The sequence below is a fragment of the Mycobacterium tuberculosis H37Rv genome (assembly GCF_000195955.2).
Lineage (GTDB): Bacteria > Actinomycetota > Actinomycetes > Mycobacteriales > Mycobacteriaceae > Mycobacterium > Mycobacterium tuberculosis.
The window spans coordinates 808,700-832,838 of the sequence record NC_000962.3; the positions used below are offsets into that span (position 1 = coordinate 808,700).

The window sequence follows — 24,139 nt, forward strand, 5'->3', positions numbered from 1 at the left end:
CGGTCTGCTGTGACGCGGGACGGCGTGGTCGGCATACGCTGAAGTCGTGCTGACCGAGTTGGTTGACCTGCCCGGCGGATCGTTCCGCATGGGCTCGACGCGCTTCTACCCCGAAGAAGCGCCGATTCATACCGTGACCGTGCGCGCCTTTGCGGTAGAGCGACACCCGGTGACCAACGCGCAATTTGCCGAATTCGTCTCCGCGACAGGCTATGTGACGGTTGCAGAACAACCCCTTGACCCCGGGCTCTACCCAGGAGTGGACGCAGCAGACCTGTGTCCCGGTGCGATGGTGTTTTGTCCGACGGCCGGGCCGGTCGACCTGCGTGACTGGCGGCAATGGTGGGACTGGGTACCTGGCGCCTGCTGGCGCCATCCGTTTGGCCGGGACAGCGATATCGCCGACCGAGCCGGCCACCCGGTCGTACAGGTGGCCTATCCGGACGCCGTGGCCTACGCACGATGGGCTGGTCGACGCCTACCGACCGAGGCCGAGTGGGAGTACGCGGCCCGTGGCGGAACCACGGCAACCTATGCGTGGGGCGACCAGGAGAAGCCGGGGGGCATGCTCATGGCGAACACCTGGCAGGGCCGGTTTCCTTACCGCAACGACGGTGCATTGGGCTGGGTGGGAACCTCCCCGGTGGGCAGGTTTCCGGCCAACGGGTTTGGCTTGCTCGACATGATCGGAAACGTTTGGGAGTGGACCACCACCGAGTTCTATCCACACCATCGCATCGATCCACCCTCGACGGCCTGCTGCGCACCGGTCAAGCTCGCTACAGCCGCCGACCCGACGATCAGCCAGACCCTCAAGGGCGGCTCGCACCTGTGCGCGCCGGAGTACTGCCACCGCTACCGCCCGGCGGCGCGCTCGCCGCAGTCGCAGGACACCGCGACCACCCATATCGGGTTCCGGTGCGTGGCCGACCCGGTGTCCGGGTAGTGCCAACTTCGCATGAGGAACTGCACACCCAGCAGGGCGTCAGTCGGCGCGACGAGTCACTCCCGGGGGCTACGCATGAATTCGACTACCGGAGCGGGCCTGGCTGGGCGTGGGCGCGCGCAGTTGTACGGCCCCAACGGCGTGTCGCTGTACAAACACACGCCCTCGCTGGTCCGGTTGCCCCAAAAAGCCAAGCCCCCCAAACCAGTTGCTCGCCAGCAATGACGCCGGTTGCTACCATCTGACTCCGTGTCGCTTCCCGGGGCAGGACTGGGGCAGTGGGTTATCCGGTGATGACCGATGGCCGGTAGCGACCCACCAACAGGTGGGCCGGCGTCGCAGGCGGGTTCAGACGCGGGAGCCTCGCCAGAACACAAACACATGTCGCGGCGAAAGCACCTCGTGCTCGATGTCTGCATCATCCTGGGTGTTCTCATTGCCTACGTCTTTTCGCTGCTCGGCTACGACTGGTTGGCCCACACACCGGGTCCGCTTCCGCAGCCGGACGTGGGCACGACTGACGACACCGTGGTTTTGATCCGCTTCGAGGAGCTGCACACTGTGGCAAATCGCCTCGATGTGAAAGTGCTGGTGCTGCCCGACGATTCGATGATCGACCATCGCCTCCAAGTGTTGACTACCGACACCTCGGTGCGGTTGTATCCGGAGAACGAACTCGGAGATCTGCAGTACCCGGTAGGAAAGCTGCCCGCGCAAGTAGCGACCACGATCGAGGCGCACGGCAACCCGGGCGCCTGGCCATTCGATACATACACCACCGATACGGTCCAGGCCGATGTGCTCGTCGGCGCTGGCGACAACCGTCAATACGTACCCGCCCGGGTCGAAGTGACCGGATCGCTGGAAGGCTGGGACATCAGCGCCGTCCGCGTCGGGGAAAGCAGCCAAACCTCTGATCGCCCGGACAATGTCATCATCACCCTGAAGAGGGCCAAGGGTCCGCTGGTTTTCGACCTGGGCATCTGCCTGGTGCTGATCACATTGCCGACGTTGGCCTTGTTCGTGGCCATCCAGATGATTACCGGCCGCAGAAAATTCCAACCACCGTTCGGCACTTGGTACGCCGCGATGTTGTTCGCTGTCGTGCCGCTGCGCACTATTCTCCCGGGCTCGCCGCCGGCGGGTGCGTGGATTGACCGGGCCGTTGTGATCTGGGTGCTCATAGCGCTGGCGGCGGCGATGGTGGTGTACATCGTCGCCTGGTACCGAGAATCGGACTAAGGCGGGCGTCAGATGGCTTCTGTCGACGCGTCCGGAGGGTTTCCGCTGGATTTCATAAACAGGCGCTAGCGCGGTGTCCAACGATACGATTGGGGCCCATGCGGCCCGACGAGATCGGCTCGCTGCGGGCCGGCCTGGCGGCTGTTGCGCGGTGAACTCAAAACGCGTTGACGCCGGATCAGCTATCCGATGATTCAGGCGGAGATCTCGACGATCGTGGGCGCTACCGCCAATCCGGTATCCGGGTAGATCATGATCGACATGGGTTGATCTGCCCTGGTGGGGCGGACTCACATTAGCGAAATTTTGCGCTGAGTAGGTCGTCCCCTAAACTTCAGGGGTTGCCGTGAGCAGACCTCGGCCGGCGCGCATAAGCTTTGCTTGGTCGGCCCCGCGTGCCCGTCGGCGACAAAGACCGCGCACGTCAGGGATGGTCCTGGCTGGCTCCTCCTACCGTGCACACGTCAACCAGGTCAGGAGATCTAGTGATTCAGCAGGAATCGCGGCTGAAGGTCGCCGACAACACCGGCGCCAAGGAGATCTTGTGCATCCGGGTGCTGGGCGGTTCGTCGCGACGCTACGCCGGCATCGGTGACGTCATCGTCGCCACCGTGAAGGACGCCATTCCGGGCGGCAACGTTAAGCGGGGGGATGTCGTCAAGGCCGTCGTGGTGCGCACAGTCAAGGAACGCCGACGTCCCGACGGCAGCTACATCAAGTTCGACGAGAACGCCGCGGTGATCATCAAGCCCGACAACGACCCGCGCGGCACCCGCATTTTTGGACCGGTCGGTCGCGAGCTGCGGGAGAAGCGGTTTATGAAGATCATTTCGCTGGCCCCGGAGGTGTTGTAGATGAAGGTCCACAAAGGCGACACCGTGCTGGTGATTTCGGGCAAAGATAAAGGGGCCAAGGGCAAAGTCTTGCAGGCGTATCCGGACCGCAACCGGGTATTGGTCGAGGGTGTCAACCGGATCAAGAAGCACACCGCGATCTCGACCACCCAGCGGGGCGCGCGTTCGGGTGGGATCGTCACCCAGGAAGCGCCGATCCATGTCTCCAACGTGATGGTGGTTGACTCCGACGGCAAGCCCACCCGAATCGGCTATCGGGTCGACGAGGAGACCGGCAAGCGCGTCCGTATCTCCAAGCGCAACGGCAAGGACATTTGATGACCACTGCACAGAAGGTTCAGCCGCGCCTCAAGGAGCGCTACCGCAGTGAGATTCGGGATGCGCTGCGCAAGCAGTTCGGCTACGGCAATGTCATGCAGATCCCGACGGTGACGAAAGTCGTCGTCAACATGGGTGTCGGCGAGGCCGCCCGGGACGCCAAGTTGATCAACGGGGCGGTCAACGATTTGGCGCTGATCACCGGGCAGAAGCCGGAAGTCCGCCGGGCGCGCAAGTCCATCGCGCAGTTCAAATTGCGTGAGGGCATGCCGGTGGGCGTCCGAGTCACGCTGCGCGGTGACCGGATGTGGGAGTTCCTTGACCGGCTCACGTCGATCGCACTGCCACGCATCCGTGACTTCCGTGGGCTTTCGCCCAAACAGTTCGACGGTGTGGGCAACTACACCTTCGGGCTGGCCGAGCAGGCGGTATTCCACGAGGTCGACGTGGACAAGATTGACCGGGTCCGTGGCATGGACATCAACGTCGTCACTTCCGCGGCGACCGACGACGAAGGCCGAGCGCTGTTGCGGGCCCTCGGCTTTCCCTTCAAGGAGAACTGAGCAGATGGCGAAGAAGGCACTGGTCAACAAGGCCGCAGGCAAACCGAGGTTTGCCGTGCGCGCCTACACCCGTTGCAGCAAGTGCGGCCGCCCGCGTGCGGTCTACCGCAAGTTCGGGCTGTGCAGGATTTGCCTGCGCGAGATGGCGCACGCGGGTGAGTTGCCCGGCGTGCAGAAGAGCAGCTGGTAACGGGACACGGGGACTAGAACATATGACCGCGCTGACGACGATGCAGTGGGGGTACCCCCAGACGCGCAGCGGCGAGGGGGCCGCAAGCGATGAGGAGGAGTAGCGCTCGATGACCGCGCTGACGACGATGCAGAGCGCAAGCGATGAGGAGGAGTAGCGCTCGATGACGATGACGGACCCGATCGCAGACTTTTTGACCCGTCTGCGTAACGCCAACTCGGCGTATCACGACGAGGTCAGCTTGCCGCACTCCAAGCTCAAGGCCAACATCGCGCAGATTCTCAAGAACGAGGGGTACATCAGCGACTTCCGAACCGAGGACGCTCGGGTCGGTAAATCGCTGGTTATCCAGCTCAAGTACGGCCCTAGCCGGGAGCGCAGCATCGCCGGGTTGCGGCGGGTGTCCAAGCCCGGCCTGCGGGTGTACGCGAAATCCACCAATCTGCCGCGGGTGCTCGGCGGCCTGGGCGTGGCGATCATCTCGACCTCCTCGGGCCTGCTGACTGACCGGCAGGCAGCTAGACAGGGCGTGGGCGGCGAAGTCCTCGCATATGTCTGGTGAGAGTGTGGTGAGAGGAAGCAACCATGTCGCGTATTGGTAAGCAGCCGATTCCGGTGCCCGCCGGGGTCGACGTCACGATCGAGGGACAGAGCATCTCGGTTAAGGGGCCCAAGGGCACCCTAGGACTGACGGTCGCCGAGCCAATCAAAGTGGCACGCAATGACGACGGCGCTATCGTGGTCACCCGTCCCGACGATGAGCGGCGTAATCGCTCCTTACACGGGCTGTCCCGTACCCTGGTGTCCAACCTGGTCACTGGCGTGACGCAGGGGTACACCACCAAGATGGAGATCTTCGGGGTTGGCTATCGGGTGCAGCTCAAGGGCTCCAATCTGGAGTTTGCGCTGGGGTACAGCCACCCGGTGGTGATCGAGGCTCCCGAAGGAATCACGTTCGCCGTCCAGGCACCGACGAAGTTCACCGTTTCCGGGATCGACAAACAAAAAGTCGGCCAGATCGCCGCCAATATCCGCCGTCTTCGCCGTCCCGATCCGTACAAGGGCAAGGGCGTGCGCTACGAGGGCGAGCAGATCCGCCGCAAGGTCGGAAAGACAGGTAAGTAGCCATGGCGCAATCAGTTTCCGCGACTCGACGAATCTCCCGCCTGCGCCGGCACACGCGGCTGCGGAAGAAGCTCTCGGGCACCGCGGAGCGCCCGCGGCTGGTGGTGCATCGGTCCGCGCGGCACATCCACGTGCAACTGGTGAACGACCTCAACGGCACCACCGTGGCCGCCGCTTCGTCGATCGAGGCCGATGTGCGCGGCGTGCCGGGTGACAAAAAGGCCCGCAGTGTGCGGGTCGGCCAGTTGATCGCCGAGCGGGCCAAAGCCGCCGGCATCGACACCGTGGTATTCGACCGCGGCGGGTATACCTACGGCGGACGAATCGCCGCGCTGGCCGACGCCGCACGCGAGAACGGATTGAGTTTCTGATGAACGGGAGGACCGCATAATGGCGGAGCAGCCGGCCGGACAGGCAGGCACTACCGACAACCGTGACGCACGGGGTGATCGGGAGGGCCGGCGCCGCGACAGCGGCCGCGGCAGTCGTGAACGGGATGGCGAGAAGAGCAACTATCTAGAGCGGGTCGTCGCCATCAACCGCGTCTCCAAGGTGGTCAAGGGTGGTCGGCGCTTCAGCTTCACCGCTTTGGTCATCGTGGGCGACGGTAACGGGATGGTCGGTGTCGGCTACGGCAAGGCCAAGGAAGTACCGGCCGCGATCGCCAAGGGCGTCGAAGAGGCGCGCAAAAGCTTCTTCCGGGTACCGCTGATCGGCGGCACCATCACGCACCCGGTGCAGGGCGAGGCGGCCGCCGGTGTGGTGTTGCTACGGCCGGCCAGCCCGGGTACCGGTGTGATCGCCGGTGGTGCGGCCCGCGCGGTGCTGGAATGTGCGGGGGTGCACGACATCTTGGCCAAGTCGCTGGGCAGTGACAACGCGATCAATGTGGTGCACGCCACCGTGGCCGCGCTCAAGCTGCTGCAGCGTCCGGAGGAGGTGGCGGCGCGCCGCGGTTTGCCGATAGAGGACGTCGCCCCGGCCGGGATGCTGAAGGCGCGTCGGAAAAGTGAAGCGCTGGCCGCCAGCGTTTTGCCGGATAGAACGATATAGCCATGTCACAGCTGAAGATCACCCAGGTGCGCAGCACCATCGGAGCACGCTGGAAGCAGCGCGAGAGCCTGCGCACTCTGGGCTTACGAAGGATTCGTCATTCGGTGATCCGCGAAGACAACGCAGCGACTCGCGGACTGATCGCGGTGGTGCGTCACCTCGTGGAGGTTGAGCCCGCGCAGACCGGAGGGAAGACATAGTGACGCTCAAGCTGCATGACCTGCGCCCCGCGCGGGGGTCCAAGATCGCCCGCACCCGAGTCGGTCGAGGTGACGGCTCCAAGGGCAAGACGGCCGGCCGTGGCACCAAGGGCACCAGGGCCCGCAAGCAGGTGCCGGTGACCTTCGAGGGCGGGCAGATGCCGATCCACATGCGGCTGCCCAAGCTCAAGGGCTTCCGTAACCGGTTTCGCACCGAATACGAAATTGTCAACGTCGGCGACATCAACCGGCTGTTTCCGCAGGGTGGTGCCGTCGGCGTGGACGACCTGGTGGCCAAGGGGGCCGTCCGCAAGAACGCTCTGGTCAAGGTGTTGGGTGACGGCAAGCTGACCGCCAAGGTCGACGTGTCCGCGCACAAGTTCAGCGGCAGCGCGCGCGCGAAGATCACCGCAGCGGGCGGTTCAGCCACCGAGCTCTAGTTTCGGGCGAGCAGACGCAAAATGCCCCCGAAATGCCCATTTTCGGGGGCTTTTGCGTCTGCTCGCGGGCCCTTGGCGGCCGGTGGGTACGCTGGGTGAATATGGTTGCCTTTCTGCCTTCCATTCCCGTTGTCGAGGACCTACGCGCCCTGGTCGGCCGGGTTGATACCGCCCGCCACCACGGTGTACCCAACGGCTGCGTGCTCGAATTCAACCTGCGATCGGTGCCGCCGGAGACGACGGGCTTCGACCCTCTTACGGTGCTCACCGGGGGTGGGCGGCCGATGGCGCTGCGCGATGCGGTCGCCGCGATCCACCGTGCCGCCGAGGACCCCCGGGTAGCCGGGCTGATAGCCCGCGTGCAGCTTCCGCCCTCGCCGGCGGGGGCGGTTCAGGAGCTGCGGGAGGCCATCGCGGCCTTCAGTGCGGTCAAGCCGTCGCTGGCCTGGGCCGAAACTTATCCGGGCACCCTGTCCTACTATCTGGCTTCGGCGTTCGGTGAGGTCTGGATGCAACCCTCGGGGAGTGTGGGGCTGGTCGGCTTCGCCACCAACGCCACATTCCTGCGCGACGCCCTGCACAAGGCGGGCATCGAGGCCCAGTTCGTCGCCCGGGGCGAATACAAGTCGGCGGCAAACCTTTTCACCGAGGATGGCTTCACAGACGCCCACCGCGAAGCGGTCACGCGGATGCTGGACAGTCTGCAGGACCAGGTGTGGCAGGCGGTCGCCAAGTCGCGCAATATCGGCGTCGATGCGCTTGATGAGCTGGCTGACCGGGCTCCGCTATTGCGGGACGACGCCGTGACTTGCGGTCTGATCGACCGGATCGGATTTCGCGACCAAGCCTACGCCCGTATGGCGGAATTGGTTGGTGTGGAAAAAGGTTCACCGGAATCCAGTGGCTCGCAAACAAGCCCAGACGAAAAGCCGCCGCGGATGTACCTGGCGCGCTACGCCAGTTCGGCCCGGCCACGGCTGACGCCCCCCGTCCCATCGATTCCTGGTCGCCGGTCCAAGCCGACGATCGCGGTGGTGACCCTGGAAGGCCCGATCGTCAACGGTCGTGGTGGGCCCCAGTTTCTGCCGCTCGGTCCGTCGAGCGCCGGCGGTGACACCATCGCGGCAGCGCTGCGGGAGGTGGCCGCCGACGATTCGGTGTCGGCGATAGTGCTGCGGGTCGACAGTCCGGGGGGCTCGGTCACCGCATCGGAGACTATCTGGCGTGAGGTGGCCAGGGCCCGCGACCGTGGCAAACCGGTGGTGGCGTCGATGGGTGCGGTCGCCGCCTCCGGTGGCTATTACGTGTCGATGGGTGCCGACGCCATCGTGGCCAACCCGGGCACCATCACCGGGTCGATCGGTGTGATCACCGGAAAGCTGGTGGTTCGGGATCTCAAGGACCGGTTGGGTGTCGGGTCGGATGCGGTGCGCACCAACGCTAATGCCGATGCCTGGTCGATCGACGCACCCTTCACCCCGGACCAGCAGGCCCATCGCGAGGCGGAGGCGGACTTGTTCTACAGCGACTTCGTGGAACGCGTCGCCGAGGGCCGCAAGATGACTACCGACGCCGTGGACGTCGTTGCGCGAGGCCGGGTCTGGACCGGTGCCGACGCTCTCGATCGCGGCCTGGTCGACGAACTCGGCGGCCTTCGAACCGCGGTGCGTCGCGCGAAGGTGCTAGCCGGACTAGATGAGGACACCGAGGTTCGCATAGTCAGTTATCCGGGGTCGTCACTCTGGGACATGGTGCGACCGCGTCCGTCGTCACGACCGGCAGCGGCATCGCTGCCGGATGCTATGGGTGCGCTGCTTGCCCGTTCGATCGTCGGCATCGTCGAGCAGGTGGAACAGACTCTCAGTGGTGCCAGCGTGTTGTGGCTGGGGGAGTCGCGCCTCTAGCCGTTCAAACGACCGCTGATGAAGATGATTTCGCCGAGCGGATCGTCGTCGTGTGGGGCGGGAACGGGCAAACCATTGCGCCTGAATAGGTCGGTCCGCACTGTGCCCTCAACGTCCCAGCCCTTGGCGCGCAGGTAGTCGACGACGTGGCTGCGTTCGCCGGAATACACCAGCGACGCCATGTCGATGTCCACGCCGTGCTTGCGAAACGAATCCGCCATTTCTCGTACCCGGCCTGCGTCGAAATCCACAATGCCCGGGACAAGTTCGGTAGCGATCGTGCTGCCCGCAACACTGAGTTCGGTGCTGTTGTCGAACAACCGGTCCTGGGATCCGGCGGCAGGTAGATCAGCATGCCTTCGGCCAACCATGCTGTCGGTGCCGTCGAGTCCAGGCCGGCAGCTTGCAGTGCCGCCGGCCAGTCCGCGCGCAAGTCGATGTACACCGTGCGCCGAATGGCGGTGGGCTTGGCGCCGATGCCGGCCAAGGTGGTTGTCTTGAAGTCGATCACCTGTGGTTGGTCGATCTCGTAGACCACGGTGCCGGCCGGCCACGGCAACCGATAGGCGCGCGCGTCCAACCCGGCTGCCAGGATCACCACTTGTCGCACTCCGCCGTCCGTGGCAGTGCGGAAGTAGTCGTCGAAGTACTTGGTGCGCACCGCTATCCCGTCGATCATCGCCTGTGCCCGCCCCGGCGAAAGGTTCCCGGTCGTCGCGATATCGAGCTCGCCGTCGATCAACTTGGTGAAGAAATCCAGCCCGACCGCGCGCACCAGCGGTTCGGCGAACGGGTCGTTGATCAAACCTCGTGGATCCTTGGTCGCCAACGCGCGTCCGGCAGCAACCATGGTCGCGGTAGCCCCGACGCTGGAGGCTAGATCCCAGTTGTCGTCGTGAGCGCGCGGCATCTGCGCCCTATGTCCGGGTCGCAGCGACGTAGTTCATTGTGCCGGGACGGCCGCTGCAGCGCTGAGGTCGGCCAGTGTACGCGACCGCCAACTCAGCCGGTAAGCCCTGGCGGCGGTGGAGCAGTCGTCGAAGCCTGGTGAGCATCACTGCGAGTCATCGTGTAGGCGGCCGATTTCGACAGTTCATTGACGGGGCAAGCGGTATGGCGCCACGAAGGTGCTGGCTTGCGGTGTGCTGGGTACTGTCTGTGTTTCCGTTGCAACCTGGCGCTGACATAGAAGAAATCAGGCAACGGCACTTCTTCGTCCTCGAACGGTTGAAATCCGTTGGCGGTCAGCAGGTCCTGGGATTTGATCTCGGTCAGCAGCCAACCATTGTCGGATAGGTACGAGGCGGGCTCGTTGCGGTCGCCGAAGTACACCAGCTCATTCATGTCTAGATCGAAACCGTATGCGCGCCAACGATTGGCGAGGATCGTCATGCGCTCCCTCATCCGTTCCTCATGATGCGGCTTGAAGTTGCGTATGCTCTCGGTTGCAAACCTGCTGTCCGGCACACTGAGCGCGGTGACATTGTCCAACAAGCGGTCCTGCGCTTCCGGCGGGAGGTAGCGGAGCAACCCTTCAGCGCTCCACGCGGTGGGCTGGGTCGGGTCGAATCCCGCCGCGCCCAACGCGGTGGGCCAATCCGCACGCAAATCGGCGGTGACCACGCGCCGGTCGGCGGTGGGCGTGGCGCCCAGTTCGGCGAGTGTGCGAGTTTTGAACTCCATGACTTGCGGTTGGTCGATCTCATACACCACGGTCTGGGCGGGCCAGGCCAGCCGGTATGCCCGGGAATCCAATCCTGAGGCCAGGATCACGACCTGCCTGATGCCCGCGCGTGTCGCATCCATGAAGAACTCGTCGAAGAACTTGGTGCGGACGGCATGGTGTTCGGCCATACGGACCATGGACGCATTCGGGCGTTCCGGATCGTCGATGTCTGAGGCCGTCAATTCCCCGCTCGCGAGCCGGGTCAGAACGTCCACCCCCACCGCCCGGACCAGCGGCTCAGCGAACTGATCGTTGATCAGTGGGTTGGCGGCGCGGGTCGCCATCGCGCGAGCCGCCGCAACCATCGTGGCGGTCGCCCCGACGCTGGATGCCAGATCCCAGGTGTCCCCTTCGCACCTGATGGAACCGGTGTATGTCATGCACGGCCTCTCTTCAAAAAGCGGGGATAATTCCTTAGTAAAGTTAACAACAGGCGACAAATTCCGCGACTTGGAAAGGCTGGCGCGATCGGCGGCGTCGGGGTGCCGCCATAGGGGGCGCACGTGGGGGTCCTGGCTGTTGAGCGTGAATACCGCGATGGGTTTTCGGCGTGTCGCGTGGTGCGATTCACTCTCGGTGCGGCTAGAGCGGATTCGCGCGCAGATAGCCGTAGACGCCCGTGAAGTTACGGCACACGTCCTCAGGAATTGGCACCGGTCCACCGAGAGCGCGGGCACCCCAAACGATTTGTGCGGTGCGCTCAACAAGGGCGGTGACGCGCAGCACCTGGTCGGGGCGGGGCCCCACGGCCACCAGGCCGTGGTTGGCGATCAGGGCGGCGGCGCGGCCCTCAAGCGCGCGCACCGCGTTGCGGCCGACCTCGGGTGTACCGGACGCGGCGTACTCGGTGCAGCGAACGTCCCCGCCGCAGTAGATCGCGAACTCGTCGATGCAGGCGGGAATCGGCTCATGGGCGACGGCGAACATGGTCGCCCACACCGGGTGGCTGTGGATCACGCTGCCAATGTCGTCGAATGCGCGATAGCACGCCAGGTGTAGGTTTAGTTCGGTCGACGGCGACCGGCCGTCCTTGGCGTGCAGCACCGCACCGCCGGCGTCGACTAGCACCAGATCGTGGAGCAGCATCTCGGCGTAGTCGACCGAGGACGGCGTGATGACCACGTTGCCGTCCGAGCGCCTGGCTGAGATATTTCCGGCGGTCCCCTCGACCAGGCCCCGACGCAACATGTCCTTGGCGGCCGCCAGCACCGCGGATTCCGGGGCGTCAACGAAGTTCATGAGCCCAATACCTCCGGGTTGACGACATGGGCGGGCCTGTTGCCGGACAGCAGTGCGCCCAGGTCGTCGGCGACCATCCGCGCCTGCCGGGCCTCGGTGTTCCAGGTGGCCCCGCCGATGTGGGGGGTGAGGACGACATTGGGCATGCTCACCAAAGGGTGATCGGTCGGCAGCCATTCACCGGTGAAGTGGTCCAGGCCGGCGGCGGCCAGCTTGCCGCCACGCAGGGCGTCGACGAGCGCATCGGTGTCGCGCAGCTGGGACCGGGCGGTGTTGAGAAACACCGCACCGTCGCGCATGGCCGCGAACTGCTGGGCACCGATCATCCCGATCGTGTCGTCGGTGACCGCCGCGTGCATGGAGACGATGTCAGCCTCGGCCAGCAGCTCGTCAAGGCTGTGGCCGGCGTCGTCGCGGTAAGGATCGTGCGCGATGACCCGCAGGCCCAGCCCGGACAGCCTCCAGCGCACCGCGCGACCGACGGCACCCAGGCCCACCAGCCCGGCAGTCAGCCCGGCGATTTCGGCACCGCGGAACCGCTGATAGGGGATGGTGCCGTCGCGAAAGATGTTGCCGGACCGCACATCTGCGTCCGCGGGAATCAGGTGCCGGGCGACGGCCAGCAACAGGGCCACCGTCATCTCGGCGACAGCGTCGGCGTTGCGAGCCGGGGTGTGCAGCACCGGTATGCCGGCCGCGGTGGCGCCGGGGATGTCGACGTTGCTGGGATCCCCGCGGGTGGCGGCGACCACCCGCAACCCCCGCTCGAACACCGGGCCACCGACCGAGTCACTTTCCACCACAAGAACATCGGCGGCGACGGCGGTGATCCGGTCAGCTAGCTGCTCGGCGCTGTAGATTCGCAGCGGTCGCTGATCGATCCACGGGTCGTATACCACGTCGGCTAGCCGCCGGAGCTGGGCGAACCCCGGTCCACGCAATGGAGCCGTCACCAGAGCACGCGGTCGAGGCGTCACGTTTGCCAATGCTGGCGTACGGTGGCGCCCGTGTCACGCGACGACGTCACAATCGGCATCGATATCGGCACCACCGCCGTCAAAGCGGTGGCCGCCGACGACAACGGTCGGGTGACGGCGCGGGTACGGATTGGCCACCAGCTGGCGGTGCCGGCCCCCGACCGGCTGGAGCACGACGCCGACGAAGCGTGGCGGCGGGGACCATTGGCAGCACTGGACCGGCTGGTCGGACCCGACACCCGGGCACTGGCCGTTGCCGCGATGGTGCCATCGCTGACCGCTGTCGATCCCGCTGGCCGGCCGATCACACCCGGGCTGCTGTACGGCGACGCCAGGGGTCGGGTACCGAACGCCTCGGTGGCACGGGCGCAGTCGGTGCCGTCGGTGGGTGAGACCGCCGAGTTTCTGCGCTGGACGGCCGGCCAAGCGCTGGATGCGTCCGGGTACTGGCCGGCGCCGGCGGTGGCCAATTACGCCTTGTCGGGCGAAGCGGTCATCGACTATGCCACGGCCGTCACGACTCTCCCGTTGTTCGACGGGACGGGATGGAACGCGACCGCTTGCGCCGACTGCGGTGTGACCGTTGACCGGATGCCGCGGGTGGAGACGTTCGGAGTGGGAGTGGGGCAGGTGCGCGGCACCGGCGCGGTGCTGGCGGTCGGTGCCGTCGATGCCCTGTGCGAACAGATCGTGGCCGGCGCCGACCGCGACGGCGACGTGTTGGTGCTATGCGGCGCCACCTTGATCGTGTGGACCACCATCTCCGCGGCTCGTCAAGTGCCGGGTTTGTGGACCATCCCGCATACGGCACCGGGCAAGAGCCAGATCGGAGGGGCCAGCAACGCTGGTGGGTTGTTCCTCAACTGGGTGGATCGTGTTATTGGACCGGGCGATCCAGCGCTAGCCGATCCGCGGCGGGTGCCGGTGTGGCTGCCCTATATACGCGGCGAGCGCACCCCGTTCCATGAGCCCGATCGCCGGGCCGTGCTCGACGGTGTGGATCTCTCCCAGGACGCCGCATCGGTGCGGCGGGCCGCCTACGAGGCGTCGGGCTTCGTCGTGCGCCAGCTCATCGAGCTAAGCGGGGCGCCGGTGGCGCGCATCGTGGCGGCAGGCGGCGGCACCCGGATACAGCCTTGGATGCAGGCTATCGCCGACGCGACCGGCCGGCCGGTGGAGGTGTCCAGGGTGGCCGAAGGGGCGGCACTGGGAGCGGCTTTCCTCGGCCGCTTGGCGGCCGGATTGGAATCGTCGATCGCCGACGCTGCCCGGTGGGCCTCAACCGACCGCATTGTCGAACCCAGTGCCGACTGGGCGGGGCCGACCAAGGAACGCTATCGCCGGTTCCTGGCGCTCAGCGGCTCGAAGTTGGCCTGACGGTGGACCAAGATGCATGGCGCAAGAACTGGTGTGTCGTTCTACGCTTATGCAATGACAGATCACGACCAGACCGCGGCCCGTCGAGAGATCGCCGATGCCCTGCTCGCCGCGCTGGAACGTCGGCATGAGGTCGCAGACGCCATCGTGGAGGCCGCCAACAAGGCCGCCGCCGTCGAGGCGATCGTGAACTTGCTGGGCACCTCGCACTTGGCCGCCGAAGCGGTGATGAGCATGTCTTTCGATCAGCTCACCCAGGATGCGCGCACAAAGATCATCGCCGAGCTCGACGACCTGAACAAACAGCTGAGCTTCACCGTCAAGGAGCGTCCAGCCAGCTCTGGTGAGGGCCTGGAGCTGCGGCCGTTCTCCCCAGATGAGGACCGCGACATCTTCGCTCGACGAACCGAAGAAATGGGCGCCGCCGGCGATGGATCCGGGGGACCCGCCGGCAGCGTCGACGACGAGATCCGAGCCGCACAGAAGCGCGTCGACGACGAGGAGGCGGCTTGGTTCGTGGCTGTTGATTCCGGCGTCAAGGTCGGGATGGTGTTCGGCGAGCTTGTCCACGGCGAGGTGGACGTCCGGATCTGGATTCACCCCGATCATCGAAAAAAGGGTTACGGAACCGCGGCATTGCGCAAGTCGCGCTCGGAGATGGCCTGGGCGTTCCCGGCCGTGCCGATGGTCGCCCGCGCGCCCGCGGCCCAACCCGCCCAGCCGGGAAGTGCCGGCCGGTAGCATCCGGTTCGGTCTGGCAGGCGGTCGCCAGGCCGATCGGCGGCGAATCCGCGGCGCCAACGCTGCCGCCGGATCCCAACTGGCTTAATCAGCGTGTGTCTTGGTGTTTCTGCTTCAGTTCGGCGGAGACATAGATCACCTCGCCGAACGGGGCGTCGTCGCCGTCGATCGGCGGCAGTCCGTGTTCAGCCAGCAAGTCGGTGGTGCTCGCGCTGGCGGTTCGCCAGCCGTGGTCGGCCAGATAGGTCCGCGCGTCCGTGCGGTCGCCGAAATACACCAGGCCCGACATGTCGAGGTCGAGGCCATGGCGCCTGAACCGCTCCGCCAGGCGCCGCATGCGTCCCCGCAGTTCTTCTTCGTTGAGCCGATTGATGTCGCGCAGGACTTCGGTGGCGAACTGGCTGCCCGGTACGCTCTGGGCGGTGATCTGGTCAAGCAGCCGGTCCTGCGCCTCGGCGGACAGATAGCCCAGCAGCCCCTCGGCGATCCAGGCGGTCCGCTGCGCGTTGTCAAAGCCGGCTTTTTGCAGGGCGGTGGGCCAGTCGTCGCGCAAATCGACCGCCACGGTGCGCCGGTCGGTCGTGGGTGCCGCACCCAGGCCGGCCAGCGTCGTGGTCTTGAAGTCGATCACCTGCGGCTGATCGACTTCGAAGACGATGGTGCCGGCTGGCCAGCGCAGCCGGTAGGCGCGGGAATCCAGGCCGGAAGCCAAGATGACGGCCTGCCGAATCCCGGCTCGGGTGGCATCCAGAAAGAAGTTGTCGAAGTAGTGAGTGCGAATGGCCATCGCGTCGGCGAACCGCCGCAGGCCGTTGGCCTCGTCTTCGGCTAGCTCGTCGGGATCCAGTTCGCCACTGGCCATGCGTACGAAGAAGTCGACGCCGACCGCGCGGACCAGCGGTTCCGCGAACTGGTCGTTGACCAGCGCGCCGGGAGCCCGGCCGGCTACCGCTCGGGCCGCCGCCACCATGGTGGCCGTCAAACCCACACTGGACGCCAAGTCCCACGAATCGCCCTCAAAGCGGGCACTGCCCGTTTGCGTCATCTGTAACCCCTTCGATAGCTCGCACCGTGGCGGCCCGGAACGGGCCAGTCCATACCAGCTGTTAGTCTCTTACACGATTTGGCGCGCGACGCCGTACGTCCTGGCCTGCGGGTGTTGGGCGCGTGATGCAAGATGACCCCGGGCTGCGCAGGAGGATAGAGTGCTTTCGGCTTTCATCTCGTCGCTGCGAACAGTCGACTTGAGACGAAAGATCCTCTTCACGCTGGGCATCGTCATTCTCTACCGTGTCGGTGCCGCGCTGCCGTCCCCCGGTGTCAATTTTCCGAACGTGCAGCAGTGCATCAAAGAAGCCAGCGCGGGCGAAGCCGGACAGATCTATTCCCTGATCAACCTGTTCTCCGGCGGTGCGTTATTAAAGCTCACGGTGTTCGCGGTGGGGGTGATGCCCTACATCACCGCCAGCATCATCGTGCAGCTGCTCACCGTGGTCATCCCGAGGTTCGAGGAACTCCGGAAGGAAGGCCAGGCGGGTCAGTCGAAGATGACCCAGTACACCCGTTACCTAGCGATCGCGTTGGCTATCCTTCAAGCCACCAGCATCGTGGCGTTGGCTGCCAACGGCGGGTTGCTACAAGGTTGCTCGCTGGACATCATCGCCGACCAGAGCATTTTCACACTGGTCGTCATCGTGCTCGTGATGACGGGCGGCGCCGCGTTGGTGATGTGGATGGGCGAGTTGATCACCGAACGCGGCATCGGCAACGGCATGTCGCTGCTGATCTTCGTTGGCATCGCTGCCCGCATCCCGGCCGAAGGTCAAAGCATCCTGGAAAGCCGCGGTGGAGTCGTCTTCACCGCGGTCTGCGCGGCCGCGTTGATCATCATCGTCGGTGTGGTGTTCGTCGAACAGGGTCAGCGCCGGATTCCAGTGCAATACGCCAAGCGCATGGTGGGCCGGCGGATGTATGGCGGGACTTCGACTTATCTGCCGCTCAAGGTCAACCAGGCCGGCGTTATCCCGGTTATCTTCGCGTCGTCGCTGATCTACATTCCGCACCTGATCACCCAGCTGATTCGCAGCGGCAGCGGTGTCGTGGGAAACAGCTGGTGGGACAAATTCGTCGGCACGTACCTGTCCGACCCGAGCAACCTGGTCTACATCGGCATCTACTTCGGCCTCATCATCTTCTTCACCTACTTCTACGTGTCGATCACCTTCAACCCCGACGAACGTGCCGACGAGATGAAGAAGTTCGGCGGCTTCATTCCGGGAATTCGGCCGGGCCGTCCGACCGCAGACTATCTGCGCTATGTGCTGAGCCGGATTACCTTGCCGGGCTCGATTTACCTCGGCGTGATCGCCGTGCTGCCCAACCTGTTCCTCCAGATCGGCGCCGGTGGAACCGTGCAGAACCTGCCCTTTGGGGGTACCGCGGTGCTGATCATGATCGGTGTCGGTTTGGATACGGTCAAGCAGATCGAGAGTCAGCTCATGCAGCGCAACTACGAAGGGTTCCTCAAGTGAGAGTTTTGTTGCTGGGACCGCCCGGGGCGGGCAAGGGGACGCAGGCGGTGAAGCTGGCCGAGAAGCTCGGGATCCCGCAGATCTCCACCGGCGAACTCTTCCGGCGCAACATCGAAGAGGGCACCAAGCTCGGCGTGGAAGCCAAACGCTACTTGGATGCCGGTGACTTGGTGCCGTCCGACTTGACCAATGAACTCGTCGACGACCGGCTGAACAATCCGGACGCGGCCAACGGATTCATCTTGGATGGCTATCCACGCTCGGTCGAGCAGGCCAAGGCGCTTCACGAGATGCTCGAACGCCGGGGGACCGACATCGACGCGGTGCTGGAGTTTCGTGTGTCCGAGGAGGTGTTGTTGGAGCGACTCAAGGGGCGTGGCCGCGCCGACGACACCGACGACGTCATCCTCAACCGGATGAAGGTCTACCGCGACGAGACCGCGCCGCTGCTGGAGTACTACCGCGACCAATTGAAGACCGTCGACGCCGTCGGCACCATGGACGAGGTGTTCGCCCGTGCGTTGCGGGCTCTGGGAAAGTAGTCATGCGCCCACTGGCACGGCTGCGGGGTCGCAGGGTCGTGCCGCAGCGCAGTGCCGGCGAACTCGACGCGATGGCCGCGGCGGGCGCCGTCGTTGCCGCCGCGCTGCGGGCGATCCGTGCGGCAGCGGCTCCCGGCACATCCAGCCTGAGTCTCGACGAGATCGCCGAGTCGGTGATCCGCGAATCCGGCGCCACCCCGTCGTTTCTGGGCTATCACGGCTACCCGGCCTCGATCTGCGCGTCGATCAACGACCGGGTGGTTCATGGCATCCCGTCGACCGCCGAGGTGCTCGCGCCCGGTGATCTGGTATCCATCGACTGCGGTGCGGTGCTGGACGGTTGGCATGGCGATGCGGCGATCACTTTCGGGGTTGGCGCCCTGAGCGACGCCGACGAAGCGCTGTCGGAGGCGACAAGGGAATCGCTTCAGGCCGGCATCGCCGCGATGGTGGTCGGCAATCGGTTGACCGACGTCGCGCATGCCATCGAAACGGGTACCCGTGCCGCCGAGCTCCGTTATGGACGCTCGTTCGGGATCGTCGCCGGTTACGGGGGCCACGGCATCGGCCGCCAGATGCATATGGATCCGTTCTTGCCGAACGAGGGTGCGCCGGGGCGCGGTCCGCTGCTGGCTGCCGGCTCGGTGCTGGCCATCGAACCGATGCTGACCCTCGGTACCACCAAAACGGTGGTGCTCGACGACAAATGGACGGTCACGACCGCCGATGGGTCACGTGCGGCACACTGGGAACACACCGTGGCGGTAACCGACGACGGGCCCCGAATTCTGACGCTCGGTTAGCGCGGCTGCCGGCGCGGGCAGTGGTGAACCAAACTCTTACTCGACTCGTGTCAGTAAGCGGGAGGTGATCGCGTGGCTCGTGTGTCGGGCGCCGCGGCCGCTGAAGCCGCGTTGATGAGGGCGCTCTACGACGAGCATGCCGCCGTGTTGTGGCGTTACGCGCTGCGCTTGACCGGGGATGCGGCCCAAGCCGAAGACGTCGTCCAAGAGACGCTGTTGCGGGCGTGGCAGCATCCGGAGGTGATCGGCGACACCGCGCGGCCGGCAAGGGCGTGGTTGTTCACCGTCGCGCGCAACATGATCATCGACGAGCGGCGCAGCGCCCGGTTCCGCAATGTGGTCGGTTCGACCGACCAATCGGGCACACCCGAGCAGTCGACGCCGGACGAGGTGAACGCCGCACTGGATCGGCTGCTGATCGCCGATGCGCTGGCCCAACTGTCCGCCGAGCATAGGGCCGTGATCCAGCGGTCCTACTACCGCGGATGGTCGACCGCACAGATTGCCACCGACCTCGGAATTGCCGAAGGAACGGTGAAGTCGCGATTGCACTACGCCGTGCGCGCGTTGCGGCTCACTCTGCAGGAACTGGGAGTTACTCGATGACGGCAGAGCCCATTCGCATGGCTGCCGGCTCCGGATACGTGAGGGTGACAGGAGAGAGATGACATGACGATGCCGCTACGAGGACTTGGCCCGCCCGATGACACCGGTGTGCGCGAGGTGTCGACGGGTGATGATCACCACTACGCGATGTGGGATGCAGCTTACGTGTTGGGAGCATTGTCTGCGGCCGACCGCCGCGAATTCGAAGCGCACCTGGCCGGTTGCCCCGAATGCCGGGGGGCCGTCACCGAACTCTGCGGGGTGCCCGCCCTGCTGTCCCAGCTCGATCGTGACGAAGTGGCCGCGATTAGCGAATCCGCCCCGACTGTGGTGGCTTCGGGGCTGTCGCCGGAGTTGTTGCCGTCGTTGCTGGCGGCGGTGCACAGGCGTCGGCGCCGTACCCGGCTGATCACCTGGGTGGCCTCGTCCGCCGCTGCCGCGGTGCTGGCGATCGGTGTGCTAGTCGGTGTGCAGGGCCACTCCGCGGCACCGCAGCGGGCGGCCGTGTCGGCGCTGCCGATGGCCCAGGTCGGCACGCAGCTGTTGGCGTCCACGGTGTCGATCAGCGGCGAGCCTTGGGGGACGTTCATCAACCTGCGGTGCGTCTGCCTGGCGCCGCCGTATGCTTCCCACGACACGCTGGCCATGGTTGTGGTGGGTCGTGACGGCAGCCAGACACGGCTGGCGACTTGGTTGGCCGAACCCGGTCACACCGCGACACCCGCCGGCAGCATTTCGACACCGGTTGACCAGATCGCCGCCGTGCAAGTGGTTGCCGCCGATACCGGCCAGGTTCTGCTGCAGCGTTCGCTCTAAGACTGAGCTTTAGGCACCTGGCGCCCTGCTATTGGCACGCCCTACAAGCACCAGGTGGTCGGGCGTCGACCACCTGCTCGGAGTGGGCTGCATGATGCCGCGCATCTTCAGTCGTCGATCACCGTGGTGCTGGCCAAACACGAGTTCTCCGCTGCCACGGTGGCCGACGGGTACAGCCGCAGCGGGGCCGGGTTCGGGGTCGCGGCGGCGGCCTCCGGTGGCGGCACTTTCCTCGGTCAGAAATGCGCCGCAGCAACGGCAAGCTGAATTCCGTAAGGTTGGCCCGCGTCGACGCATGTGCGATAAGAAGGGGCGTGGCCTCAGATAATCGCGACCCCATCGCCGCAGCACGGGCCAACTGGGAGCGTTCCGGGTGGGGTGATGTGTCGCTAGGCATGGTGGCGGTGACGTCGGTGATGCGTGCGCATCAGATTCTGCTGGCCCGCGTCGAGACGGCGCTGCGCCCCTATGACCTGAGTTTCTCCCGCTTCGAGCTGCTGCGGCTGCTGGCGTTCAGCCGTATCGGAGCGCTACCGATCACCAAAGCGTCGGACCGATTGCAGGTTCACGTGACCAGCGTCACCCACGCGATCCGCCGGCTGGAGGCCGATGGATTGGTGCGGCGGGTTCCGCACCCCACCGACGGGCGGACCACACTGGTGCAGATCACCGAGCTGGGTCGCTCCACGGTCGAGGACGCCACCGTCACCCTCAACGAGCAGGTGTTCGCCAACGTTGGGATGGGCGCCGAGGAATCGCAGGCGCTGGTGTCGGCCGTCGAAACGTTGCGGCGCAACGCCGGCGACTTTTGAGGGCGGGCAGACGCGTAAGCGCCCAATGTCGTGCCGAAATGGGCGCTTATGCGTCTGCTCGCGCCCGGCTTGGCGCGCAGCCGGCGACATTCCATGACCAGTTTGTGCGGGCCTTGACGCGGGCGCGGGCTCGTATGCGACCGCCGAGGCCGGCCGGCTTGCTGCTGGGCAATGGCGGGGCTCGGCGGTATCCGGCGGCGGGCAGCTAACCGGACTGCCCCGAAACCCACTGCGTGGTCAACGATTTCAGGACAAGCTGTTAGCAGGACGTGCCCGCGCTGCGCTATCCAAAAACGTCATGGGCACGCATGATGGTGAAATGCGGCGGACACCAATTCAACCGCGAAAGGCAGGACAGTGGACCCACTGATGGCTCACCAGCGCGCTCAGGACGCGTTCGCCGCGCTCCTGGCCAACGTCCGCGCTGACCAGCTCGGCGGCCCCACGCCCTGCTCGGAGTGGACGATCAACGATCTGATCGAGCACGTCGTCGGCGGCAACGAGCAGGTCGGGCGATGGGCGGCCAGCCCCATCGAGCCACCCGCCCGGCCCGATGGCCTCGTTGCCGCCCACCAAGCCGCGGCCGCGGTCGCCCACGAGATCTTCGCGGCGCCGGGCGGGATGTCCGCCACATTCAAGCTGCCGTTGGGCGAGGTTCCCGGGCAGGTGTTCATCGGGTTACGCACCACCGATGTGCTGACCCACGCGTGGGATCTTGCCGCCGCCACCGGCCAATCCACCGATCTTGATCCCGAGTTGGCCGTCGAGCGGCTCGCCGCCGCGCGTGCCTTGGTGGGGCCGCAGTTCCGCGGGCCGGGAAAGCCCTTCGCGGACGAGAAGCCTTGCCCGCGTGAGCGCCCGCCCGCCGATCAGCTGGCGGCATTTTTGGGCCGCACGGTGCGGTGAACCCGCGAATTCGGCTGCCGCGCAACGTGTGGATCACCGCGCTGCGGTCCAGGGCGCCGTGGTCGGCGGCGAATCTGGCGTAGATTTCGGCGGGGTGGCCACCTAGCGGCGCCGCCGCACCGGTCGAGGCCACCGCTTCCATGGCCAGGCCCACATCTTGATCGGCGTGGTGGCCACGCCCGGTGTGAAGTGCTGTTGGCCGTGATGTCGGATTACAGTCTCGGCGTGCCCGACGAGACAGGCCTTGGTGCTGACGCGGCGCGCGCGTGAAGTGGCGCTGACACAGCACATTGGGGTATCCGCGGAGACCGATCGGGCCGTCGTCCCCAAGCTGCGCCAGGCCTATGACAGCCTGGTGTGCGGTCGCCGCCGGCTTGGCGCCATTGGAGCCGAGATCGAGAACGCGGTGGCCCATCAGCGCGCGCTGGGCCTTGACACCCCGGCCGGTGCCCGTAACTTCTCCCGGTTTCTCGCCACCAAAGCACACGACATCACGCGAGTGCTGGCAGCAACCGCCGCGGAATCCCAGGCCGGCGCGGCGCGGTTGCGATCCCTGGCTTCGTCCTATCAGGCTGTGGGATTTGGCCCCAAACCCCAGGAGCCGCCTCCGGATCCAGTGCCATTTCCGCCCTACCAGCCGAAGGTGTGGGCGGCGTGCCGGGCGCGTGGCCAAGACCCGGACAAGGTCGTCAGGACGTTCCATCACGCGCCGATGAGCGCGAGATTCCGCTCGCTACCGGCCGGAGACTCCGTGTTGTACTGCGGCAATGACAAGTACGGGCTGCTGCACATTCAGGCCAAGCATGGACGCCAATGGCACGATATTGCGGATGCACGATGGCCGAGTGCAGGCAATTGGCGCTATCTCGCCGATTACGCAATCGGTGCCACACTGGCCTACCCGGAGCGAGTGGAGTACAACCAAGACAACGACACGTTCGCCGTATACCGGAGAATGTCGTTGCCAGACGGCAGATACGTTTTCACAACCCGCGTCATTATTTCGGCACGCGACGGGAAGATCATTACGGCCTTCCCGCAGACGACGTGATGCGTCGGTTGGGAACTAAGGGAAGGTGATGGCGTGACCGGGCCACCGCGAAGCTATACAGGGCGCCGGGATCTCATCGCGGAGAAGCTGGAGCCGTACTTTCAGATCAGCGCCATGCTGCCGAAGAACACCAGACCCACCTCGGAAACCGCCGAAGAGTTCTGGGACAACTCGCTGTGGTGCAGCTGGGGCGACCGAGAAACGGGATACACCCGCACCGTCACGGTTTCGATCTGCCAGGTGGCGGACGGCGAACGTGAGGCCGAAGGGGTTCGGGACATGATGCGGCTGGAGTGTCCGGCTGGGCTGGATCTACGGACACCCAACCCGGAGGCATACGAGATTACCGGTCAGCGGCCCGGAGAATTCGTGTTCGTGCTCGGCTATCTGGGGCATGTGCGGGCCATCGTGGGCAACTGTTACATCGAGATCATGCCGATGGGCACCAGGGTCGAGCTGAGCAAGTTGGCCGATGTGGCATTGGATATCGGCCGCAGTGTCGGATGCTCGGCCTACGAGAACGACTTCACGCTGCCGGACATTCCAACGCAGTGGCGCAACCAGCCGCTGGGCTGGTACACGCAAGGCCTTGCCCCCTACCTGCCGGGGCTGTCGGACCCGAAAGACGCCGCCGAGGGCTGATGGGTGTGCCGGCGACCTCTGAGGGCGAGCAGACGCATAAGCGCCCAATTTCGGGCTCTTCTGACCCTTCCGTGGGTGGAACCTTGGTCTGAGTAGGCGCACGTCGTTGTAGCTTAAGGTTGCTGGTTTGTCAAAGGTCCGAAACCAAGGGGAGCGAGCAACGACGTGCGCAATGCGAGGTTGTGGCGTGAACTGCTGGGTGTTGATAAGCGGACGGTGGCCTACGCCAGGTGTTTTCGGTCAAAGGCGAAGAAGGCAAGCAGGCACTGGATCGGTGGATCTCCTGGGCGCGGCGCTGCCGCATCCCCGTCTTCGTGGAGCTGGCCGGCGGCATCGTGCGACACCGCCAAGCCATCGACGCCGCCCTTGACCACGGCCTATGGCAAGGACTGATCGAATCCACCAACACCAAGATCCGACTCCTAACCCGGATCGCGTTCGGATTCCGCTCCCCCGAAGCACTCATCGCCTTGGCCATGCTCGCCCTCGGCGGCCGCCGCCCCGCCCTACCGGGCAGAACCAAACACCCACGGAT

At 65.5% G+C, this 24,139-nt stretch carries 29 protein-coding genes and 3 other annotated features (1 of these 32 only partly in view); of the genes, 24 read left to right on the top strand and 5 right to left on the bottom strand.

The window, feature by feature from the left end:
• Positions 1 to 46 precede the first annotated feature (46 nt).
• The 13 genes from Rv0712 (at position 47) to sppA (ending at position 8,835) form a co-directional block, all read left to right on the top strand.
• Positions 47 to 946: a hypothetical protein gene (locus Rv0712; RefSeq protein NP_215226.1), complete on the top strand. Its 900-nt coding sequence runs from the start codon at positions 47 to 49 to the stop codon at positions 944 to 946.
• A 300-nt stretch (positions 947 to 1,246) separates the two neighbouring features.
• Positions 1,247 to 2,188, top strand: coding sequence for a transmembrane protein (locus tag Rv0713; RefSeq protein ID NP_215227.1), 942 nt, complete (start codon positions 1,247 to 1,249; stop codon positions 2,186 to 2,188).
• Positions 2,189 to 2,673: 485 nt separating this feature from the next.
• Positions 2,674 to 3,042 carry a 50S ribosomal protein L14 gene (gene rplN / locus Rv0714; RefSeq protein ID NP_215228.1) on the top strand — a complete coding sequence of 123 codons (369 nt, stop codon included), beginning with the start codon at positions 2,674 to 2,676 and terminating at the stop codon, positions 3,040 to 3,042.
• On the top strand, positions 3,043 to 3,360 hold the full coding sequence (gene rplX / locus Rv0715; RefSeq protein ID NP_215229.1) for a 50S ribosomal protein L24: 318 nt from the start codon (positions 3,043 to 3,045) through the stop codon (positions 3,358 to 3,360).
• Positions 3,360 to 3,923, top strand: a complete 564-nt coding sequence (rplE, locus tag Rv0716; protein ID NP_215230.1) for a 50S ribosomal protein L5 — start codon at positions 3,360 to 3,362, stop codon at positions 3,921 to 3,923. The genes rplX and rplE overlap by 1 nt, the downstream gene beginning before the upstream one ends.
• Positions 3,924 to 3,927: 4 nt before the next feature.
• Entirely contained in the window at positions 3,928 to 4,113 is a 186-nt protein-coding gene (rpsN1, locus tag Rv0717; RefSeq protein ID YP_177747.1) for a 30S ribosomal protein S14, read from the top strand.
• Between the two features lie 22 nt (positions 4,114 to 4,135).
• Positions 4,136 to 4,222 (top strand) — a repeat region (87 bp Mycobacterial Interspersed Repetitive Unit,Class III).
• Positions 4,223 to 4,276, top strand: a repeat region (54 bp Mycobacterial Interspersed Repetitive Unit,Class II). It abuts the feature before it with no gap.
• Positions 4,277 to 4,675: a 30S ribosomal protein S8 gene (rpsH, locus tag Rv0718; RefSeq protein NP_215232.1), complete on the top strand. Its 399-nt coding sequence runs from the start codon at positions 4,277 to 4,279 to the stop codon at positions 4,673 to 4,675.
• Positions 4,676 to 4,698: 23 nt separating this feature from the next.
• Positions 4,699 to 5,238, top strand: a complete 540-nt coding sequence (gene rplF / locus Rv0719) for a 50S ribosomal protein L6 (protein NP_215233.1) — start codon at positions 4,699 to 4,701, stop codon at positions 5,236 to 5,238.
• Between the two features lie 2 nt (positions 5,239 to 5,240).
• Entirely contained in the window at positions 5,241 to 5,609 is a 369-nt protein-coding gene (gene rplR / locus Rv0720; protein NP_215234.1) for a 50S ribosomal protein L18, read from the top strand.
• 19 nt (positions 5,610 to 5,628) lie between these two features.
• Positions 5,629 to 6,291, top strand: a complete 663-nt coding sequence (gene rpsE, locus Rv0721) for a 30S ribosomal protein S5 (RefSeq protein ID NP_215235.1) — start codon at positions 5,629 to 5,631, stop codon at positions 6,289 to 6,291.
• Positions 6,292 to 6,293: 2 nt separating this feature from the next.
• Positions 6,294 to 6,491, top strand: a complete 198-nt coding sequence (rpmD, locus tag Rv0722; RefSeq protein ID NP_215236.1) for a 50S ribosomal protein L30 — start codon at positions 6,294 to 6,296, stop codon at positions 6,489 to 6,491.
• On the top strand, positions 6,491 to 6,931 hold the full coding sequence (gene rplO, locus Rv0723; RefSeq protein NP_215237.1) for a 50S ribosomal protein L15: 441 nt from the start codon (positions 6,491 to 6,493) through the stop codon (positions 6,929 to 6,931). The genes rpmD and rplO overlap by 1 nt, the downstream gene beginning before the upstream one ends.
• 32 nt (positions 6,932 to 6,963) lie before the next feature.
• Positions 6,964 to 8,835 carry a protease IV SppA gene (gene sppA / locus Rv0724; RefSeq protein NP_215238.1) on the top strand — a complete coding sequence of 624 codons (1,872 nt, stop codon included), beginning with the start codon at positions 6,964 to 6,966 and terminating at the stop codon, positions 8,833 to 8,835.
• Positions 8,836 to 8,839: 4 nt separating this feature from the next.
• Here sppA and Rv0725c read toward each other — a convergent pair whose 3' ends face one another.
• From Rv0725c to serA2, 4 genes are all read right to left on the bottom strand, one after another.
• Positions 8,840 to 9,745: a hypothetical protein gene (locus Rv0725c; RefSeq protein ID NP_215239.1), complete on the bottom strand. Its 906-nt coding sequence runs from the start codon at positions 9,743 to 9,745 to the stop codon at positions 8,840 to 8,842.
• Between the two features lie 92 nt (positions 9,746 to 9,837).
• Positions 9,838 to 10,941, bottom strand: coding sequence for an S-adenosylmethionine-dependent methyltransferase (locus Rv0726c; RefSeq protein NP_215240.1), 1,104 nt, complete (start codon positions 10,939 to 10,941; stop codon positions 9,838 to 9,840).
• Positions 10,942 to 11,143: 202 nt separating this feature from the next.
• Positions 11,144 to 11,800 (bottom strand): L-fuculose phosphate aldolase FucA, encoded by a 657-nt coding sequence (gene fucA, locus Rv0727c; RefSeq protein ID NP_215241.1) that lies wholly within the window; start codon positions 11,798 to 11,800, stop codon positions 11,144 to 11,146.
• A complete protein-coding gene (gene serA2 / locus Rv0728c; RefSeq protein ID NP_215242.1) occupies positions 11,797 to 12,777 on the bottom strand; it encodes a D-3-phosphoglycerate dehydrogenase SerA in 981 nt (326 codons plus the stop codon). The genes fucA and serA2 overlap by 4 nt, the downstream gene beginning before the upstream one ends.
• Before the next feature lie 30 nt (positions 12,778 to 12,807).
• Between serA2 and xylB the strand changes: the two genes are divergently transcribed.
• Both xylB and Rv0730 read left to right on the top strand, forming a co-directional pair.
• Positions 12,808 to 14,154 carry a D-xylulose kinase XylB gene (xylB, locus tag Rv0729; RefSeq protein ID NP_215243.1) on the top strand — a complete coding sequence of 449 codons (1,347 nt, stop codon included), beginning with the start codon at positions 12,808 to 12,810 and terminating at the stop codon, positions 14,152 to 14,154.
• Between the two features lie 12 nt (positions 14,155 to 14,166).
• Positions 14,167 to 14,895, top strand: coding sequence for a GCN5-like N-acetyltransferase (locus Rv0730; protein ID NP_215244.1), 729 nt, complete (start codon positions 14,167 to 14,169; stop codon positions 14,893 to 14,895).
• Between the two features lie 88 nt (positions 14,896 to 14,983).
• Here Rv0730 and Rv0731c read toward each other — a convergent pair whose 3' ends face one another.
• Positions 14,984 to 15,940, bottom strand: a complete 957-nt coding sequence (locus Rv0731c) for an S-adenosylmethionine-dependent methyltransferase (RefSeq protein NP_215245.1) — start codon at positions 15,938 to 15,940, stop codon at positions 14,984 to 14,986.
• 160 nt (positions 15,941 to 16,100) lie between these two features.
• Here Rv0731c and secY point away from each other — a divergent pair, with 160 nt between their 5' ends.
• From secY to Rv0740, 9 genes are all read left to right on the top strand, one after another.
• Entirely contained in the window at positions 16,101 to 17,426 is a 1,326-nt protein-coding gene (gene secY, locus Rv0732; RefSeq protein ID NP_215246.1) for a preprotein translocase SecY, read from the top strand.
• The gene (gene adk / locus Rv0733; protein NP_215247.1) at positions 17,423 to 17,968 is read left to right on the top strand and encodes an adenylate kinase; all 546 of its coding nucleotides are present in this window, start codon (positions 17,423 to 17,425) and stop codon (positions 17,966 to 17,968) included. Before secY ends, adk begins: the two co-directional genes overlap by 4 nt.
• 2 nt (positions 17,969 to 17,970) lie before the next feature.
• A complete protein-coding gene (gene mapA / locus Rv0734; protein YP_177748.1) occupies positions 17,971 to 18,771 on the top strand; it encodes a methionine aminopeptidase in 801 nt (266 codons plus the stop codon).
• A gap of 72 nt (positions 18,772 to 18,843) precedes the next feature.
• Positions 18,844 to 19,377: an ECF RNA polymerase sigma factor SigL gene (gene sigL / locus Rv0735; protein NP_215249.1), complete on the top strand. Its 534-nt coding sequence runs from the start codon at positions 18,844 to 18,846 to the stop codon at positions 19,375 to 19,377.
• Positions 19,378 to 19,440: 63 nt separating this feature from the next.
• Positions 19,441 to 20,193 (top strand): anti-sigma-L factor RslA, encoded by a 753-nt coding sequence (gene rslA / locus Rv0736; RefSeq protein NP_215250.1) that lies wholly within the window; start codon positions 19,441 to 19,443, stop codon positions 20,191 to 20,193.
• A 314-nt stretch (positions 20,194 to 20,507) separates the two neighbouring features.
• Positions 20,508 to 21,005: a transcriptional regulator gene (locus tag Rv0737; RefSeq protein NP_215251.1), complete on the top strand. Its 498-nt coding sequence runs from the start codon at positions 20,508 to 20,510 to the stop codon at positions 21,003 to 21,005.
• A gap of 357 nt (positions 21,006 to 21,362) precedes the next feature.
• A complete protein-coding gene (locus Rv0738; protein ID NP_215252.1) occupies positions 21,363 to 21,911 on the top strand; it encodes a hypothetical protein in 549 nt (182 codons plus the stop codon).
• A gap of 244 nt (positions 21,912 to 22,155) precedes the next feature.
• Complete coding sequence (locus Rv0739) at positions 22,156 to 22,962, top strand: hypothetical protein (RefSeq protein NP_215253.1); 807 nt, start codon at positions 22,156 to 22,158, stop codon at positions 22,960 to 22,962.
• A gap of 114 nt (positions 22,963 to 23,076) precedes the next feature.
• The gene (locus Rv0740) at positions 23,077 to 23,604 is read left to right on the top strand and encodes a hypothetical protein (protein ID NP_215254.1); all 528 of its coding nucleotides are present in this window, start codon (positions 23,077 to 23,079) and stop codon (positions 23,602 to 23,604) included.
• 48 nt (positions 23,605 to 23,652) lie between these two features.
• Positions 23,653 to 24,139: a mobile genetic element (IS1557'-1, len: 517 nt. Region similar to Insertion sequence IS1557 on MTCY373- (IS1557- 1st copy). This region is a possible MT-complex-specific genomic island (See Becq et al., 2007).), on the top strand; it runs 30 nt beyond the window's last position.

Excerpts from the sequence above, each read along its gene's own strand:
- Rv0731c (NP_215245.1), bottom strand. The coding sequence starts at position 15,940 with ATGACGCAAACGGGCAGTGCCCGCTTTGAGGGCGATTCGTGGGACTTG.
- Rv0730 (NP_215244.1), top strand. The coding sequence starts at position 14,167 with ATGCATGGCGCAAGAACTGGTGTGTCGTTCTACGCTTATGCAATGACA.
- rpmD (NP_215236.1), top strand. The coding sequence starts at position 6,294 with ATGTCACAGCTGAAGATCACCCAGGTGCGCAGCACCATCGGAGCACGC.
- rplF (NP_215233.1), top strand. The coding sequence starts at position 4,699 with ATGTCGCGTATTGGTAAGCAGCCGATTCCGGTGCCCGCCGGGGTCGAC.
- Rv0725c (NP_215239.1), bottom strand. The coding sequence starts at position 9,745 with ATGCCGCGCGCTCACGACGACAACTGGGATCTAGCCTCCAGCGTCGGG.
- rpsH (NP_215232.1), top strand. The coding sequence starts at position 4,277 with ATGACGATGACGGACCCGATCGCAGACTTTTTGACCCGTCTGCGTAAC.
- Rv0726c (NP_215240.1), bottom strand. The coding sequence starts at position 10,941 with ATGACATACACCGGTTCCATCAGGTGCGAAGGGGACACCTGGGATCTG.
- rplE (NP_215230.1), top strand. The coding sequence starts at position 3,360 with ATGACCACTGCACAGAAGGTTCAGCCGCGCCTCAAGGAGCGCTACCGC.
- fucA (NP_215241.1), bottom strand. The coding sequence starts at position 11,800 with ATGAACTTCGTTGACGCCCCGGAATCCGCGGTGCTGGCGGCCGCCAAG.
- rslA (NP_215250.1), top strand. The coding sequence starts at position 19,441 with ATGACGATGCCGCTACGAGGACTTGGCCCGCCCGATGACACCGGTGTG.
- mapA (YP_177748.1), top strand. The coding sequence starts at position 17,971 with ATGCGCCCACTGGCACGGCTGCGGGGTCGCAGGGTCGTGCCGCAGCGC.
- rplR (NP_215234.1), top strand. The coding sequence starts at position 5,241 with ATGGCGCAATCAGTTTCCGCGACTCGACGAATCTCCCGCCTGCGCCGG.
- sppA (NP_215238.1), top strand. The coding sequence starts at position 6,964 with ATGCCCATTTTCGGGGGCTTTTGCGTCTGCTCGCGGGCCCTTGGCGGC.
- rpsN1 (YP_177747.1), top strand. The coding sequence starts at position 3,928 with ATGGCGAAGAAGGCACTGGTCAACAAGGCCGCAGGCAAACCGAGGTTT.
- rplX (NP_215229.1), top strand. The coding sequence starts at position 3,043 with ATGAAGGTCCACAAAGGCGACACCGTGCTGGTGATTTCGGGCAAAGAT.
- rpsE (NP_215235.1), top strand. The coding sequence starts at position 5,629 with ATGGCGGAGCAGCCGGCCGGACAGGCAGGCACTACCGACAACCGTGAC.
- Rv0713 (NP_215227.1), top strand. The coding sequence starts at position 1,247 with ATGGCCGGTAGCGACCCACCAACAGGTGGGCCGGCGTCGCAGGCGGGT.
- Rv0740 (NP_215254.1), top strand. The coding sequence starts at position 23,077 with ATGCTGCCGAAGAACACCAGACCCACCTCGGAAACCGCCGAAGAGTTC.